General features: G+C 65.8%; 16 protein-coding genes and 1 pseudogene. 3 read left to right on the forward strand and 14 right to left on the reverse strand.

Annotation, left to right across the window (positions count from 1 at the left end):
• From bamA to pyrH, 6 genes are all read right to left on the reverse strand, one after another.
• A partial coding sequence (gene bamA, locus F8K16_RS02720; protein WP_294946599.1) for an outer membrane protein assembly factor BamA occupies window positions 1–1,784 on the reverse strand: 1,784 nt, incomplete at its 3' end.
• Window positions 1,777–3,120 (reverse strand): RIP metalloprotease RseP, encoded by a 1,344-nt coding sequence (rseP, locus tag F8K16_RS02725; protein ID WP_294946602.1) that lies wholly within the window; start codon window positions 3,118–3,120, stop codon window positions 1,777–1,779. The genes rseP and bamA, both read right to left, overlap by 8 nt.
• Window positions 3,117–3,929, reverse strand: a complete 813-nt coding sequence (locus F8K16_RS02730; protein WP_294946605.1) for a phosphatidate cytidylyltransferase — start codon at window positions 3,927–3,929, stop codon at window positions 3,117–3,119. Before F8K16_RS02730 ends, rseP begins: the two co-directional genes overlap by 4 nt.
• The gene (locus F8K16_RS02735) at window positions 3,922–4,635 is read right to left on the reverse strand and encodes an isoprenyl transferase (RefSeq protein ID WP_294946608.1); all 714 of its coding nucleotides are present in this window, start codon (window positions 4,633–4,635) and stop codon (window positions 3,922–3,924) included. Before F8K16_RS02735 ends, F8K16_RS02730 begins: the two co-directional genes overlap by 8 nt.
• Before the next feature lie 4 nt (window positions 4,636–4,639).
• Complete coding sequence (gene frr, locus F8K16_RS02740; RefSeq protein ID WP_294946610.1) at window positions 4,640–5,197, reverse strand: ribosome recycling factor; 558 nt, start codon at window positions 5,195–5,197, stop codon at window positions 4,640–4,642.
• Window positions 5,194–5,916 carry a UMP kinase gene (gene pyrH, locus F8K16_RS02745; protein ID WP_294946612.1) on the reverse strand — a complete coding sequence of 241 codons (723 nt, stop codon included), beginning with the start codon at window positions 5,914–5,916 and terminating at the stop codon, window positions 5,194–5,196. Before pyrH ends, frr begins: the two co-directional genes overlap by 4 nt.
• Window positions 5,917–6,068: 152 nt before the next feature.
• Between pyrH and mgtE the strand changes: the two genes are divergently transcribed.
• Complete coding sequence (gene mgtE, locus F8K16_RS02750; protein ID WP_294946616.1) at window positions 6,069–7,442, forward strand: magnesium transporter; 1,374 nt, start codon at window positions 6,069–6,071, stop codon at window positions 7,440–7,442.
• Between the two features lie 18 nt (window positions 7,443–7,460).
• Here mgtE and F8K16_RS02755 read toward each other — a convergent pair whose 3' ends face one another.
• The 8 genes from F8K16_RS02755 to F8K16_RS02790 all read right to left on the reverse strand — a co-directional run bounded on the left by F8K16_RS02755 (window position 7,461) and on the right by F8K16_RS02790 (window position 14,289).
• Entirely contained in the window at window positions 7,461–8,177 is a 717-nt protein-coding gene (locus F8K16_RS02755) for a DsbC family protein (RefSeq protein ID WP_294946619.1), read from the reverse strand.
• Between the two features lie 31 nt (window positions 8,178–8,208).
• Window positions 8,209–9,093 (reverse strand): site-specific tyrosine recombinase XerD, encoded by an 885-nt coding sequence (xerD, locus tag F8K16_RS02760; protein ID WP_294946622.1) that lies wholly within the window; start codon window positions 9,091–9,093, stop codon window positions 8,209–8,211.
• Window positions 9,090–10,235 (reverse strand): mechanosensitive ion channel family protein, encoded by a 1,146-nt coding sequence (locus F8K16_RS02765; protein ID WP_294946625.1) that lies wholly within the window; start codon window positions 10,233–10,235, stop codon window positions 9,090–9,092. The genes xerD and F8K16_RS02765 overlap by 4 nt, the downstream gene beginning before the upstream one ends.
• Window positions 10,232–11,266, reverse strand: a complete 1,035-nt coding sequence (gene nagZ / locus F8K16_RS02770) for a beta-N-acetylhexosaminidase (protein WP_294946630.1) — start codon at window positions 11,264–11,266, stop codon at window positions 10,232–10,234. Before nagZ ends, F8K16_RS02765 begins: the two co-directional genes overlap by 4 nt.
• A complete protein-coding gene (locus F8K16_RS02775) occupies window positions 11,263–12,060 on the reverse strand; it encodes an ABC transporter permease (protein WP_294946634.1) in 798 nt (265 codons plus the stop codon). Before F8K16_RS02775 ends, nagZ begins: the two co-directional genes overlap by 4 nt.
• Window positions 12,057–12,974, reverse strand: coding sequence for an ABC transporter permease (locus F8K16_RS02780; protein ID WP_294946637.1), 918 nt, complete (start codon window positions 12,972–12,974; stop codon window positions 12,057–12,059). Before F8K16_RS02780 ends, F8K16_RS02775 begins: the two co-directional genes overlap by 4 nt.
• On the reverse strand, window positions 12,971–13,459 hold the full coding sequence (locus tag F8K16_RS02785) for a L,D-transpeptidase (protein ID WP_294946639.1): 489 nt from the start codon (window positions 13,457–13,459) through the stop codon (window positions 12,971–12,973). Before F8K16_RS02785 ends, F8K16_RS02780 begins: the two co-directional genes overlap by 4 nt.
• Before the next feature lie 335 nt (window positions 13,460–13,794).
• Window positions 13,795–14,289 (reverse strand): low molecular weight protein-tyrosine-phosphatase, encoded by a 495-nt coding sequence (locus tag F8K16_RS02790; protein ID WP_294946642.1) that lies wholly within the window; start codon window positions 14,287–14,289, stop codon window positions 13,795–13,797.
• Between the two features lie 12 nt (window positions 14,290–14,301).
• Here F8K16_RS02790 and F8K16_RS02795 point away from each other — a divergent pair, with 12 nt between their 5' ends.
• Complete coding sequence (locus F8K16_RS02795; RefSeq protein ID WP_367122696.1) at window positions 14,302–15,084, forward strand: RluA family pseudouridine synthase; 783 nt, start codon at window positions 14,302–14,304, stop codon at window positions 15,082–15,084.
• Window positions 15,081–15,749 (forward strand): annotated as a pseudogene (locus F8K16_RS02800) (hypothetical protein); the annotation flags it as partial. The gene F8K16_RS02795 and the pseudogene F8K16_RS02800, both read left to right, overlap by 4 nt.

Genomic DNA, 15,749 nt, shown 5'->3' on the forward strand with positions numbered 1-15,749 from the left:
GACAGCTTGGCATAGCCGAAGTCATTGCCCACCGGTGGCGCCACATTCAGACCAACACTGACCCGGCTGCCCTCGGTGGGGAAGTAGAAGGCGTTGGTGGAATTGTGATTCCAGCCCGCATTGAAGATGGGGAACAGGTAGTCCTTGCCGAAGCGGTCAGCGAAGGTATTGCAGGTCGTAAAGCTGCTGCCGCACACCAGCGTGTCCTTTGACAGCTTGAAGCCATAGGTGAAGCTGTCATCTTCATTGAGGGGAATGGTGCTGAACAGCTGTCCCCCCAGGGTGTTCATGGAGTAGTTGCCGATGGTCAGCTGGGAGGCGTCGATCTCGCTCCAGAACAGCCCCGCCCCCAGACTGACTCCGTTGGGTGTGAAATAGGGGTTCACCAGCGTCAGATCCGCCGTCTTGTTGTAGCCGCTGGTATCCAGCTTCAGACTGACCGTGTTACCGCTGCCCAGCGCGTTGCGCTCGCTGATACCCAGAGACAGGGTCACCCCGTAGAGCTGTGAGTAACCGATGGCCGCCGTCAGGGAACCGGTGGGCTGTTCCTCCACCTTGACATGCAGATCCACCAGATCCGGCGCCACCGGCTTCGGCTGGATGTCCACCATCTTGAAGAAGCCCAGCTTCTGCAGACGCTTTTTGGAGAGCCGCACATACTCGAGTGAATAGGGCGCCGCCTCCATCTGGCGCAGCTCGCGGCGGATGACGTGATCACGCGTACGCGTGTTGCCCTCGATGACGATGCGGCGCACATAAACGCGCTGGTGCGGTGCGATGTGGAACACCACATCGGCAATGCGCCGCCCGTGATCCAGCCGTGGCTCCGGCACCACCTCCGCATTGGCGTAGGCGTTCTCACTGTAGCGGTCCAGCAGCGCGTTCATGCTGTCAACGATGTTCTGGCGGGAGAAGCGCTGCCCCGGCTTGACCAGCAGCAGGGATTCCAGCTGCTTGCGCGGCAGCTTGAGATCGCCTTCCAGGCTGACCTTGCCGATGTGATAGACCGGCCCTTCGGTCAGGTTGATGGTCAGATAGACCTTCTGACGGTCCGGCGACAGGCGTACCTGGGTGGAGCGGATGCGGAACTCGGCAAAGCCCCGGTTCATGTAGTAGTCACGAATGCGGTCCAGATCGCCCTGCAGCTGCTCCTTGGCATACTGCTCACCCTCTGCCAGCTGCATGAGTCGGCGCAGCTGAAAGTCCGCGTAGGCCCGGTTGCCTACAAAAGCGATCCGCCCGATGGTCGCCGGCTTGCCCTCATGCACCTGAATGACCACCTTGACCCGGTTGCGCGGCAGAGGAGTCACATTCAGATCCACCGTGGCGCCGTAATAGCCCATGTTCTGATAGCGCTGCCGAAGTTCCTGTGCGACCCGCGCCATCCTGGTTTCGTCATACACCCTGCCCTTGGCGATGCCAGCGGTCTCCAGTCCCTTGAGCAGGTCTTCGGATTTGATCAGTTCATTGCCTTCGGCACTGATCTCCGCAATGGTCGGACGCTCCACCACCTTGATGATCAGCCTGTTGCCTTCCCGGAACAGCGCGGCGGTCTTGAAAAACCCTGTGGCATAGAGGGACTTGAGGATCTGCCGCGCCGCGGCGGCATCCACCATCTGTCCTTTGGAAAGGGGGACATAGTTGAGCACCGTCTCAGTGCCGATGCGCGCGTTACCATGCACCTCGATGTCGGAGACCTTGAAGGGCGCAAAACCGGCCTGTGCGGCCAGGGTGGCCAGCAACAGAGAAATGGCTAATGCCGTTCTGAGCAAAACTCTATTCATTGAAAAGTCGCACCATGTCATTGGTCAGCGCCAGCAGGGTCAGCATCAGTATGAGCACCATGCCCACCTTCTGACCGGCCAGCAGGACGGATTCGGGCAACGGTCGCCCCCGCACCCACTCGATCAGATCAAACAGCAGATGGCCACCATCCAGAATCGGAACCGGCAGCAGATTCAGCACACCGAGACTCAGACTGAGCAGCCCCATCAACAGCAGGAAGTTCACCCACCCCTGCTGCAGCGCCTGCCCGGAAAACTGGGCAATACTAACGGGCCCGGAAAGATTCTGCAAACCGGCCTGCCCGGTCAGCATGCGCCCGATCATCTCCACCGTCATTTCCAGCAGCTGCCAGCCCCGCTCGAACCCCGCCACCAGCGCCTGACCAGCCGGCAGCGATACATGGGCCACGAAAGCCGGCGGCACGCCCTGGGTCATGTCCGGCCCCACGCCGAGAAACCCCTTGCGCACGCCTTTGACCGTGCGGGCATCCAGCCTCACCGGCACTGCCTGTTCGATACCGTTGCGACGCACGGTCAGCACCACCTGTTCTCCCGGATGTCGGCTGATCATCTGCACCAGTGTCTGCCAGCTGTCCACCGGCTCGCCATTGACCGCCACCACCAGATCACCGGGCTGCAACCCCGTCCGGGCGGCCGGCGTGCCCGACTTCACCACGCCGATGCGGGGCAGCAGGGGCGGCATGGCCGGCTGGAATCCATGACGCTGCAGCCAGCTTGGCAGAGGATCCGCTTCATCCAGACCCAGATCAATCAGCGGCAGCGCCCAGTCCAGCGGTTCCTGCACCGGCCATACCTCGCCGGCAAAGATGACCTGCGTCCGATCGGACAATTTTTCATCCATGACCTCCCGACTGACATCCCCCCAGCTCCACACAGGTGTATCGCTTACCCGGGTGATGATGCGCAACGACTGCTCATCCTGCTTCTGCACCACCGGACGGAGGGTATCGAAGCCGGCCCAATAGACGAAAGCGAACACGAGCCAGGCAAACAGCAGATTGATCATGGGACCCGCCGCCACCACCAGCATGCGCTTCCAGGGTGGCTGCCGGTTGAAGGCCCGGTGCTGCTCGCGCACCGGCACCGGCCCCTCCCGCTCGTCCAGCATCTTGACGTAGCCACCCAGAGGCAGAGCGCTCAGCGCCCACTCTGTTTCCCCCCACTGCCGCCGCCACACCACCGGACCGAAACCGATGGAAAAGCGCAGCACCTTGATGCCCAGCAGCCGTGCCGTGATGAAATGCCCCCATTCGTGCACGAACACCAGCACGCCCAGCATGATGGCGAAGCCGAGCAGGCTGGTCAGAAAACTCATGCCAGCGGCCTCCAGGTGAGTGCCAGCCACATCAGCGGCAGTGCAAACAGCAGGCTGTCAATGCGGTCAAGAACGCCGCCATGGCCGGGCAGCAGCTGACTGCTGTCCTTGACGCCCCGCCAGCGTTTGAGAGCGCTTTCGAACAGATCGCCCACCACGGAAAAGGCTGCCACCATCCCCAGCCACAGGGCCACCGGCAGCGCCGCTTCCACACCATGCTGCTCAAGCAGCAGCACGCCGCCATAGGCGCCCGCCAGCGCAAGCAGCGCCCCGCCGGCCACACCCTCCCAGGTCTTGCCCGGGCTGATGCGCGGCGCCAGCTTGTGGCGACCGAAGGCACGACCGGAAAAGTAGGCGCCACTGTCCGCCAGCCACACCAGTGCCATCAGCCACAGGGTCACCCCCGGCCCGAAACGCACCAGCAGATGGAACAGCGCCCAGGCAAAGGGAAACAGCACCACCAGTCCCAGCATCAGCAGCGGCGCCCGCCCCAGCCGCCAGGCTCCTTCGGTGCGGGCGAAGTGATAGAGCACGAAAGGCACCACGCCCCCCCACACCAGCACCAGCCACAGCGGCAGCTGCGCCTGCACATCCACCACCAGCCCCCACCAGACGAACAGCGCCACCGCCAGCGCATAGCCCCAGCTGTGCAGAGGTTGCGTCAGGCCGCTCAGGCGTGCCCACTCCCATGCGGCAAGCCCGCTCACCAGCGCCAGCGCGTAGCGCCACAGTGTCGTGTTGCCGAAAAACAGCAGCGCCAGTACGCCGACGACCAGTACCATGGCAGTGATGACCCGCTGCCTAAGCATCGTCCGCCTCCACACGCCCGAAGCGGCGCTGGCGTCGAGCGTAATCGGCCAGCGCCTCGCCATAGGCCACGGCGTCGAAATCCGGCCACAGGACATCGGTGAAGTAGAGTTCGGTGTAGGCCAGCTGCCAGATGAGAAAGTTGCTGATGCGGTGCTCGCCGCCCGTGCGGATCATCAGATCCGGCTCCGGCAGACCTGCGGTGGAGAGATGACCTGCCAGCGCCGCTTCGTCGAGGCTGTCCAGCGTGCCGCCCTCGGCGCAGAAGCGGCGCACCGCCTGCAGGATGTCCCACCGCCCGCCATAGTTGGCGGCCACGTTGAGCACCATACCGCTGTTGTTGGCCGTCAGCCGTTCCGCCTCGTCGATGGCCGCCTGAATCTCTGCGGCAAAACGGCTGCGGTCGCCGATGACCCGCAGACGGATATTGTTCTCGTGCAGGGTGTCCCGCTCACGGCGCAGCGCGTCCAGAAAGAGCTGCATCAGCGCCGAGACCTCCTCGGGGGGGCGCTGCCAGTTTTCCGTGCTGAAGGCGAACAGCGTGAGCACCTCGATGCCACGCCGGGCGCTTTCGCGCACCACCTCCCGCACCGCGCCGGCCCCCTTGCGGTGGCCGACAAAGCGCGGCAGCATGCGCTTTTTCGCCCAGCGCCCATTGCCATCCATGATGATGGCCACATGGCGCGGCACGGAGACCTCTGTGCTCACCCGGTCACACTTCCAGCAGCGCGGCTTCCTTTTCCTTCAGCAGGGCATCGACCTTTTCGATGTACTGGTCGGTCAGCTTCTGCACCTGCTCCTCGGCGCGGCGCGCCTCGTCCTCGCTGATTTCCTTTTCCTTGAGCAGATCCTTGATGTCGCCATTGGCGTCACGGCGGATGTTGCGGATGGCCACACGGGCGTTCTCCGCCTCGGCGCGGGCGATCTTGGTCAGCTCGCGACGGCGCTCCTCGGTCAGCGGCGGCATGGGAATGCGCATCACATTGCCCACGGTCACCGGCGTGACGCCCAGATCGGAGGTCATGACCGCCTTTTCGATCACCGGCACCATCTGCTGCTCCCACGGCTGCACCACCAGGGTGCGGGCATCTTCCACGGTGATGTTGGCCACCTGGCTGACCGGCACCTCGGAGCCGTAGTACTCCACCTTGATGGTGTCGAGAATGCTCGGGTGCGCCCGGCCGGTGCGAATCTTGGAGAACTGGCTCTCCAGACTCTCGATGCTCTTCTGCATGCGCGCTTCGGCGTCCTTGAGAATGTCCTTGATCATGCGTCCTCTCCTGTTACCAGCGTTCCTTCGTTTTCTCCGCGCACGATGCGCTCCAGTGCGCCTTCCCTGAACATGTCGAACACCACGATGGGCATGCGCTGCTCCCGGCTCATGGCGAAGGCGGCCAGATCCATCACCTTGAGATCTCTGGCGATCACCTCCTCGTAGGTGAGGCGCTCGTAGCGCATGGCAGCGGGGTTGCGCACCGGATCGTCGCTGTAGATGCCGTCCACCTTGGTGGCCTTGAGCACGGCGTCGGCATTGATCTCCACCCCGCGCAGGGTGGCGGCCGTGTCCGTGGTGACGAAGGGGTTGCCCGTGCCGCCGGCGAAGATGACCACCTGCCCGGCCGCCAGTGCCTCCCGCGCGGCCATCACATCCACGGGCCGGGCGGCCTCCTGCATGGGAATGGCGGACATCAGCACCGCCGGTGCCCCATGGGCCATGAGCACGTCCCGCAGCGCCAGGCCATTGATGACCGTGGCCATCATGCCCATCTGATCCTTGGTCACCCGATCGATCTGGGCGTTGTCGATCTGCGCGCCCCGGAAAATATTGCCGCCGCCGACCACCAGCCCCACTTCCACGCCGAGCTGGCGCACACGGACGATCTCACGCGCCACACCCGCCAGCGTGGGCGCGTGCAGCCCGAACGCCTCCGGCCCCTGCAGCGCCTCGCCGCTGAGCTTGAGCAAAATGCGCGAGTATCTGAGCGTCATGTCTGCCTCCGGACAAATTTGCAATATGATACCGCAACCCCGCCGCAGCACCGACGGGAATAGGACTTGAATTCGAGCTTTCCGCCCCAACTATTTGAATTCTTGCCCGCCGGGGCCACTAGAATATCCACGCATTCAGAAGGGAGCGATGCATGACCGATACGGCGCTGAATACGCAGCAGACCGAACAGCTGATTGAAGACATCCTGCAGGCGGCGCGGGAGGGGGATATTCAGCGTCTTGAAACGCTGCTGCGCGAGCTGGTGCCCGAACAGGTGGCCGAAATGCTCGAGACCACCCCGCCGGATCTGCGTCACATCATCTGGGCCCATGTGCCGTCCGAATACCATGGCGAGGTGCTCGCCCACCTGAACGACGAGGTGCGCACCCAGCTGTTCGAGACGCTCGACAGCCAGGAAATTCAGGACATCGCCGACGAGCTGGAGACGGACGACCTGGTGGATCTGGCCCAGTCCCTGCCGGAACAGGACAAGTCCGCCCTGCTGGACGCGCTGGAGGAAGAAGAGCGCGTCGAGGTGGAGAAGGCCATGGCCTATCCGGAGGACACCGCCGGCGGGCTGATGAACACCGACGTCATCTCGGTGCGCGCGGACGTCACCGTGGAGACGGTGCTGCGCTACCTGCGCCAGCTGGGCGAGCTGCCGGACCACCTCAACGACCTCATCGTGCGCGACCGTGAGAATCACTATCTGGGCGTGGTGCGCCTGACCGACCTGCTCACCCACGAGGAAGACACCCTGATCGAAGCGCTGCTGGACGCCAGCAAGCCGGCGGTGCACGTGCTCACGCCGGTCAGGGAAGTGGCGCGCCTGTTCGAGCAGAACGACTGGATCGACGTGGCGGTAGTGGACAGCGACAACCGCATTCTCGGTCGCATCACCATTGACGATGTGGTCGACATCATCCGCGAAGAGGCCGAGCACCGCCAGATGGCGCAGGCCGGCCTGGACGAGGATGAGGACATCTTCGCGCCGCCGCTGGTGTCCGCCCGCCGCCGCGCCTTCTGGCTGGGCGTCAACCTGCTCACCGCCGTGTTCGCCGCTTGGGTGGCCAGCCTGTTCGAGGACACGCTGGACAAGATCGTCGCCCTGGCGCTGATGATGCCGATCGTGGCCAGCATGGGCGGCATCGGCGGCACCCAGACGGCCACCATCATCATCCGCGCCATGGCCACCGGCACGCTGACCAGTTCCAACATGCGCTCGCTGGTGATGAAGGAGGTCACCGTCGGCTTTCTCAACGGGCTGCTGTGGGCGGTGCTCACCGGCGGTTTCGCCTGGTGGTGGTTCGGTGACCTGACCCTCGGTATCGTCTTCGGCGCGGCCATTCTGATAAACCTGACCGTGGGCGCCATCGCCGGGGCGCTGATCCCCATCATTCTGGAGCGCTTCCGCATCGACCCGGCGCTGGCCTCCGGCCTGATGCTGACCACCGTCACCGACACCATGGGCTTCTTCTCCCTGCTGGGGCTGGCGACAGTGATCATCCTCCACGGCAGCAGCTGAGAGGCTGCCGCGGGCGGCTCAGCGCCCGGCTGTGAGAAACTCGATCAGCTTCTTCGGCGGCACGAAGCCGGGAATCACTTCACCGTCGTCGAGGAACATGTAGGGCGTGCCGGTCACGTTGAGCTTCTGCGCCAGCGCCAGATGCCGGTTGATGGGATGGCGGCACACCTGACCGTCCGTCGGCGCCTGTCCGGTGTCCATCGCCTCGTCGAAGGCCTTCCTGCGATCCTTGCTGCACCACACCCTGATGGCGCCGTAGTAGCTGGGAGAACCCAGCCCGTTGCGGGGAAAGAACAGCACATGGATGGTCACGCCCGCCGCCTGCAGCCGGGGAAACACCTTGTGCAGTTTGCGGCAGTAGGGACAGTCCAGATCGTCGAACACCCAGATTTCCCGCTTCTGCTTCCCTTTGGCCGGGTAGGTGATGGTCAGGTCGGCCGGCAGACTGCGCAGCAGCCTGATGCGCGCCTTGCGCAGCGCCGGCTCGCTCAGGTCCTGCCGGGTCTTGAGATCAAGCAGCTGCCCCTTGAACAGGTAGCGCCCGTCTTCGGTCATGTAGAACACCTGTCCGTCGGCGATCACCTGCAGCAGTCCCTTGATGGGCGTCTTCTCCACTTCCACCTGGGCGGTGGGACCGAGCCGTTCGGCCAACTTCTTCTGCAGATCGGCGGCGGCATCCGCCAGCGCGCCTGTCGCCAGCACCGTCAGCGCGCCGGCCAGCATCCATCGTTTCATGCCATATCTCCTGTGAGTGAAGCCGCTCATTCTAACCGCCGCGGGGGTGGTGCTGCCGGTGCAGCTGGCGCAGCCGTGCGTCGGCCACATGGGTGTAGATCTCCGTAGTGGACAGGTTGGCGTGCCCCAGCAGGCTCTGCACCACTCGCAGGTCCGCCCCATGGTTGAGCAGATGGGTGGCGAAGGCATGGCGCAGCTTGTGGGGCGAGACCTTCTCAATGCCCGCCTTCCCGGCCCACAGTTTGATGCGGTGCCAGATGGTCTGGCGGGTCATGGGCCGCCCCTGCCGCGAGACGAACAGCGTGTCGCACTGACGCGCGCCCAGCAGCACGGGGCGGCTGTCGGCCAGGTAGCGCTGCAGCCACTTGAGCGCCACCTCCCCCAGCGGCGCCAGCCGGTCCTTGTCCCCTTTGCCGGAAACCACCTTCACCACACCCAAGTTGAAGTTCACCTCGTCGATGCGCAGGGCCGCCAGCTCGGACACCCGCAGTCCCGTGGCGTAGAGCGTCTCCAGAATGGCCCTGTCGCGCAGCCCCAGCGGCGTGTTCGTCTCCGGCGCCTCAAGCAGCGCCTCCACCTGATGTTCCTCCGGCACACGGGGCAGGTCGCGCACGCGGCGGCTCTGCCGCAGCAGCGCGGTGGGATCCCGCTCGCACCACCCCTGCCGCACGCAGAAACGGTAGAACTGACGCAGGGCCGAGGTGCGCCGCGCCCGGGTGGAAGCCTTGGCTCCCTGTGTCTCCAGCGCGGTGAGGTAGGCCTCCACCGCGCCGTCATCCACCCGGTCGAACGGGCGGCGCACTACGGAAAAGAAATGGGTCAGGTCGCGCCGGTAGGCCTGCACCGTGTGGGCAGACAGCTGCCGCTGCAGGCGCAGATGGATGAGAAACTCCTGCAGCGCCTCGTCGTTCTTCATGCCTGTTCGGCAGGCTGCTTCAGCTCAAGAGGCGTCTCGAAATAGACGCTCTGGCTCGGGAAGGCCATGTCGGCACCATGGGCGTGCACGATCTCGGCGATACGCATGAGGATGCGCTCCTTCACCTGATGATATTCCGTCCACACCGTGGTACGGGTGAAACAGTAGATGAAACACTCCAGCGACGAGTCGGCGAAGCGGTTGAAGTTGACGATGATGGTCTGGCTCTGGTCGATGTCCGGATCCTGTCGCAGCATGGCGCGGATCTGTTCGGTGATCTGGGGCACCTTCTCCAGATCCAGATAGCGCACGCCGAACATCTCGTAGATGCGCCGGTGGCTCATGCGGCTGGGGTTTTCCACCACGATGGTGGTGAAGATGCCGTTGGGGACATACAGCGGGTTCTTGTTGAAACGGCGGATGATGGTGCGCCGCCAACCGATATGCTCCACCACGCCCTCAATGTCCTTGTCGGGCGAGCGGATCCAGTCCCCTTCGGCGAAGGGCCGGTCCAGATAGATGGACAGGCCGCCGAACAGGTTGCTGACCATGTCCTTGGCGGCCAGACCGACGATCAGACCTCCGGCGCCGCCGAAGGCCAGCAGGCCGGTGACATTGACACCGAAGGCCGACAGGGCAATCAGCCCGGCGATGACCACCGCCGTCAGGCGGATCACCTTGCCGAGCGCCGCCACCAGCGAACGGTCGAAGCGCGGATCCGTGTCGGCCACCTGCTTGAGGTGCACCTCCAGCCGCCCCACCACGCGGATCACATACCAGGCCAGGATCAGCGTCAGCAGCGCCTCACGCAGCTGATAGACCCGATCCAGCCAGCCCGTGCCCACCTGAAACTCGGTGCTCAGCACCACCACGATCACCACCAGCGCATGCAGCCAGATGGCCAGCGACAGGGGCAGCGGCAGCGCCTCCACGAAGGCGTTCAGCCACGGGTGGCGCACCGACCAGCGCCGGATGACCCGATGCAGCAGAAAGCGGGCGATGCTGTCGGCCAGCAGCGCCCCAACGGATACGGAAGTGATCACCAGCAGCCACACATGGCCGCCGAACAGGCCGATGAGCGCGTTGGCACCCTCAAAGCCCTGCGGCCAGTAGTGCTGCAGAAACGCGAGAAAGTCATTCATGCCAGTTTCTCCACCCAGTCACAGGCCTGCCGCCACTCGGGCAGGCGGTGCAGTCGGTCCGTGCGGAAGCGCGGATGCCCGTGCAGCGCAATCATGCGCGCATGGCTCACCGGCGATACCGGCCGGTCGAGCCGCTGCAGCAGCCGCGCCGCACCCTCCGGATCATTGAGCGCCAGCAGCAGGTCGCAGCCCGCCTCCAGCGCCAGCTCGGCCCGGCGATGCAGGTCGCCCAGCGCCGCCGCCGCCGCCATGTTGAGGTCATCACTGATGATCACCCCCTCATAGCCCAGCCGCCCGCGCAGAATCTCCTGCAGCCACACGCGGGAGAAACCCGCCGGCAGGCGATCCACCTTAGGATAGACCACATGGGCGGGCATGATGCCCTCCACATGGTGGCGGATGAGCGCCTCGAACGGCACCATGTCCGCCTCCAGCGCCGCCGGCGGGCGCGGGTCTTCCGCCACCGCCAGATGGGTGTCCGCCCGGGCCCAGCCATGGCCGGGAAAGTGCTTGGCCACTCCAGCCATGCCGGCTGCATGCATGCCGGCGAGAAAGTTTTCCGCCAGCCGCGCCACCGTGTTTGGATCGCCGTGAAAGCTTCGGTCGCCGATCACCTCGCTGCGGCCATGATCCACGTCCACCACCGGCGCGAAGCTGAAATCCACCCCCACCGCCAGCAGCTCGGCGGCCATGAGCCAGCCCAGCCGGCGAGCCGCCTCGTCCGCCTGCATCGGATTGAGCGCGTGCAGCGCACCCAGTCTCGCCATGGGCGGCAGGTGGACGAAATCCGGCTGGCGGAAGCGCTGCACCCGCCCGCCCTCGTGATCCACCGCGATCAGCAGGCGCGGCTCGCGCAGGGCGTGAATCTGCCGGCACAGGCTCGCCAGCTGCTCACGGGATTCGAAATTGCGGCTGAACAGCACCACGCCGGCCACCTGCGGGTGGAGCAGCCGCTCCCGCTCCTCCGGCGTCAGCGCCGTGCCGGCCAGATCCACCATCACCTGTCCCAAAGGCATGGCCCGCACGCTCATGGGTGCACCTCGCTCTGTTTCACGTCCAGTCGGTCACGCCAGGCATCCCCCAGCCGGTTGGCCGCCAGCACCACCAGCACCAGCGCCAGCCCCGGCGCCAGCACCAGATGGGGCGCCACCAGCATGTAGCGGGTGCCCTCGCGGATCATGCTGCCCCAGGAGGCCTCCGGCGGCTGCACGCCCAGCCCCAGAAAGGACAGCCCCGCCTCGCTGATGACCGCGCCGGCCACGCCGAAGGACATCTCCACGCCCAGCGGCGCCAGCATCAGCGGCAGCAGGTGCCGCAGTAGAATGCGCCCCGTGCCGGCGCCCAGCGCCCGGGCCGCCAGCACGTGCTCGCGCCGCCGCAGGCTGAGCGCCTGCGCCCGCGCCAGCCGCGCGTAGCTCACCCAGCCCACCGTCACCAGCGCGATGACCACATTCTCCAGCCCCGGCCCCAGCACCGCCGCCATGCCGATGGCCAGCAGCAGCCCCGGAAAGGCCAGAAAGATGTCGATCACCCCGGAGATGAGCCGATCCACCCAGCCGCCGAAATAGCCGCTGACCAGTCCCACCGCAGTGCCGATGGCGGCGGACAGCGCCACCACACTCACCGCCACCTGAAAGGAATTGTGCGCCCCGGCCAGCAGACGCAGCGCCACATCCCGCCCCAGCTCGTCAAAGCCCAGCCAGCCGTCGGGCGAAGGCCCGGCCAGCATCCGCTCCAGATGCACGCCCGTGTCCGCCTCGCCCAGCCAGACGCCCGCCAGCGCCATCAGCGACCACGCCAGCAGAATGCCCAGCCAGAGCCTCATGTCAGCCTCACCCTCGGATCCAGCCAGCCGTAGAGCAGGTCGGTCAGGCCATTGACGATCACATAGGCGGCGGTGACCACCAGCATCACCCCCTGCACCACCGGATAGTCGCGCCGCTGGATGGACTCGATCAGCAGCTGCCCGAGACCGGGCCAGTCGAACACCACCTCCGTGATCACCGCGCCGCCCAGCAGCGTGCCCAGCTGCAGCCCCAGCACCGTCACCACCGGCAGCAGGGCATTGGGCAGGGCGTGGCGCCACAGCTGTCGCTGCCGCCCCAGCCCTTTGGCCGCCGCCGTGCGCAGGAAATCCTCATGCAGCACCTCCAGCAGACTGGCGCGCACCATGCGGGTGAGAATGGCCGCCAGCGCCGTGCCCAGCGTCACCGCAGGCAGCACCCACGCCCACGGCTGGTCCGCCCCGCTGACCGGCAGCCACCCCAGCCACAGGGAAAACAGCAGAATCAGCATCGGCCCCAGCCAGAAATTGGGCACCGCCACCCCCAGCAGCGACACCCCCATGGCCAGCTGATCGATCCAGCGCCCGGCATGCACCGCCGCCGCGACGCCCAGCGGCAGGCTGATCAGCACCGCCAGCGCCAGCGCCAGCAGCGCCAGCTCCAGCGTGTAGGGAAAACGCTCCAGAATCAGCTCCGCCACCGGGCGCTTGAGCAGCAGCGACTGTCCCAGATCCCCATGGAGCAGGCCGGAAAAGTAGTTCACATACTGCTGCCACAGGGGGAGATCCAGCCCCAGCTGCGCCCGCAGCGCCGCCCGGTCCGCCGCCGTGGCCCCCTCACCCAGCATCACCGAGACCAGATCGCCCGGAATCAGATGCAGCGCCAGAAACACCAGCGACCCCACCGCCCACAGAGTGAACAGCAGATGGACGGCGAAACGCAGCAGGCGGCTCACGGCACGATCCTCACCGCAGTGCCCACCGGCACCCGGTCAAACAGCGCCGCCACATCCTCGCAGGCCATGCGGATGCAGCCGTGGGAGGCGGGCACGCCCAGCGGCTCCGCAGGCGGCGTGCCATGAATGTAGATGTAGCGGCGCAGGGTATCCACCCCGCCGCCCCGGTTGCGTCCCCAGTCCATCCCGCCCAGCCACAGGATGCGCCCCAGAATCCAGTCCCGCTGCGGCGCCGCCTGCGACAGCGCCGGCGTCCAGATCTCCCCGGTCGGCCGCCGCCCCACGAACACGGCATGCAGCGGCGCCCCCGCCCCGATGCGGGCCATCACCCTCAGACGCCCGACGGGCGTGCCGCCGCTGTTCTCGCGACAGTTCACCCCCGCCCGCGCCGTGCTCACCGGATACTCGCACAGCACGCGCCGCCCCTCGCGCAACTGCAGGCGCTGGCGGGCAATCGAGACGTGAATGAAGGGTTTGTCGCTCATCCGGACGCATTTTGACACAGAAAACCGCCCTCAGGCCGGCAAAAAACCGCCGTGCCGCGGGCGACCACGACGGCACCCTGCAAAAATGGGGGAGACCCCGTATTCAGGCCCCCTGTGAGCCAATGTCAGCGCCATGGCATTCTGATGCGGCTCTTTTCCGCGCCGCCGTCGGCACGCTGGCGCGGCACCGCCAGAAACCGGGGAGACCCCGTCTTTCCGCACCTTATCCGTGTTGCCGGCAGTCATGCCCCTTTTCCGCCTCCATGGCGGGCATTTTCCGGTGCGTCGCCGGCGCGGCGGGGCGGCACGCCGCAAAAATGGGGGAGACCCCGTGGTCAGACCCGCTCAAGCCGCTGGCGAATGTCCTCCAGCAGCCGGACAGAAGCCGCCTCCACCATGTCGAACACCCGCTCGAAGCCTTCCGGTCCGCCATAGTAGGGGTCCGGCACCACCCGGCCATGCTCCGGCGCGTATTCGGCCAGAAACAGCTTCACCTCCGCCGTGGCGTCCTCCGGCTTCATCTCCTCCAGAATGGCCAGGTTGTCCTCGTCCATGGCCAGAATCAGGTCGTAGTGGTAGAAATCTCCCAGATCCACCCTGCGGGCACGCAGGTCATGCATGCGGATGCCACGACGCGCCGCCGTCTGCTGCGAGCGCGGGTCCGGCGCCTCCCCCACATGGTAGGCGTGCGTGCCGGCCGAATCGATCTCGATCACATCTTCCAGCCCCGCCTCCTCCACCAGCCTGCGGAACACCGCATGGGCCGTGGGCGAGCGGCAGATATTGCCCATGCACACGAACAGAACGCGAAATTTGTCCTTGTTTTTCATTGACTTGACACCTTGAACGCTTCACGAACGGCCGGCAATCCTACCACCGCCCCCGCCCCGGTTCAACGGCGCATCACGCTTGGTTCCGGCCCCGCCTCCTGCTACATTGACGCCATGGAACACCCGTTGCACAACTGCGTGCTCTATCTGGACGGCGATCTGGTTATCGCCGACAAGCCCGCAGGGCTGCTGGCCGTCCCCGGCCGCACCCTACCCGACAGCCTGACCACCCGCCTGCAGGCGTGGCTGGGCGAGGTGCATGTGGTGCACCGGCTCGACATGGACACCTCCGGCGTGATGGTCTTCGCCCGCAACAAGAGGGCCCTGTCCCACCTGGCGCGCCAGTTTCAGCAGCGACAGGTGGACAAGCTCTACCTGGCCGAATGCGCCGGCCAGCCGGCCAAAGACGGCGGCACGGTGGATCTGCCCCTGCGCTGCGACTGGCCCAACCGTCCCCGTCAGAAGGTTGACACCGAACAGGGGCGTCCGGCCCGTACCCACTGGGAAGTGCTCGAACGCCGGCCCGACAGCAGCCTGCTGCGTCTCATGCCGGAGACCGGCCGCAGCCACCAGCTGCGGGTGCACATGCAGGCCCTCGGCCATCCGCTGCTGGGCGACCCCTTCTACCATCCGAACCCCGCCAGCGCCCCCCGGCTGATGCTGCATGCCTGGCAACTGAGCTTTACCCATCCGCGCACCGGCCAGTGGATGACCTTTCTCAGCCCCGTCCCACCGGAATTTGGCATGGTAAATGCTTGTTCTCCGTCACCTGACCTGCAAGGAGCACCGTCATGAGCGAAACCATCGACCCGCAAAAGGACGCCCAGGCCACCGAAGAGATGCTGGCCATGCTGGATGCGCTGGAAAAGGGAGACTCCGAAGGCGGTGAGCCGGCCGAAGACGAGGTGGCTCAGGAACTGCCCGACGAACTGAACGACCTGGAACAGATGCTGCAGCTGGCCGACGACGAACTGGACGATGAACAGGACATCTCCCCGGCTGATGTGCTGCAGGCACCGGCCGAACCTGCCAAGGCAACGGCAGAAGCCGAGCCCGCCGAGGACACGGCACCGACCGCAGCAGAACCGGCACCGGAACCCGAATCCGCCGAAGAACCGGCCCCCGAACCGGCGGCTGCGCCCGAACCCGCCGGGGAGATGCTGGAAGACGCCATCCCGCCGGCCATGGAAGAAGGTCTGACCGACGCCGTGCCGGAAGAACCGGCTGACATGGTCGAGGCAGCCGAGGAACCGGCCCCCGAACCTGAAGCGGAGACGGCGGCAAGTATTGAAGAGCCTGCCGGAACGACCGACGAAAGCGCCGTTGAAACGGTTGATGCCGAAACGGACGAGCCGCCCGTCGAAACAGCAGCAGAGGCGAATGGCGAAGGCGCCCAGCTGGCTGCCCAGGCGCTGGAAGAGATGGAAACCGCCCTGCAGCTGAAGCAGGAGGTGGAGGAC

Origin of the sequence: Sulfurivirga sp. (genome assembly GCF_015490265.1) — a bacterium.
Classification (GTDB): Bacteria; Pseudomonadota; Gammaproteobacteria; order Thiomicrospirales; family Thiomicrospiraceae; genus Sulfurivirga.

Bases quoted from the DNA above. Each gene is read 5' to 3' on its own strand.
- F8K16_RS02790 (WP_294946642.1), bottom strand. From the start codon at position 14,289: ATGAAAAACAAGGACAAATTTCGCGTTCTGTTCGTGTGCATGGGCAAT.
- F8K16_RS02755 (WP_294946619.1), bottom strand. From the start codon at position 8,177: ATGAAACGATGGATGCTGGCCGGCGCGCTGACGGTGCTGGCGACAGGC.
- rseP (WP_294946602.1), bottom strand. From the start codon at position 3,120: ATGAGTTTTCTGACCAGCCTGCTCGGCTTCGCCATCATGCTGGGCGTG.
- mgtE (WP_294946616.1), top strand. From the start codon at position 6,069: ATGACCGATACGGCGCTGAATACGCAGCAGACCGAACAGCTGATTGAA.
- pyrH (WP_294946612.1), bottom strand. From the start codon at position 5,916: ATGACGCTCAGATACTCGCGCATTTTGCTCAAGCTCAGCGGCGAGGCG.
- nagZ (WP_294946630.1), bottom strand. From the start codon at position 11,266: ATGAGCGTGCGGGCCATGCCTTTGGGACAGGTGATGGTGGATCTGGCC.
- F8K16_RS02765 (WP_294946625.1), bottom strand. From the start codon at position 10,235: ATGAATGACTTTCTCGCGTTTCTGCAGCACTACTGGCCGCAGGGCTTT.
- F8K16_RS02785 (WP_294946639.1), bottom strand. From the start codon at position 13,459: ATGAGCGACAAACCCTTCATTCACGTCTCGATTGCCCGCCAGCGCCTG.
- frr (WP_294946610.1), bottom strand. From the start codon at position 5,197: ATGATCAAGGACATTCTCAAGGACGCCGAAGCGCGCATGCAGAAGAGC.
- xerD (WP_294946622.1), bottom strand. From the start codon at position 9,093: ATGAAGAACGACGAGGCGCTGCAGGAGTTTCTCATCCATCTGCGCCTG.
- F8K16_RS02775 (WP_294946634.1), bottom strand. From the start codon at position 12,060: ATGAGGCTCTGGCTGGGCATTCTGCTGGCGTGGTCGCTGATGGCGCTG.
- F8K16_RS02730 (WP_294946605.1), bottom strand. From the start codon at position 3,929: ATGCTTAGGCAGCGGGTCATCACTGCCATGGTACTGGTCGTCGGCGTA.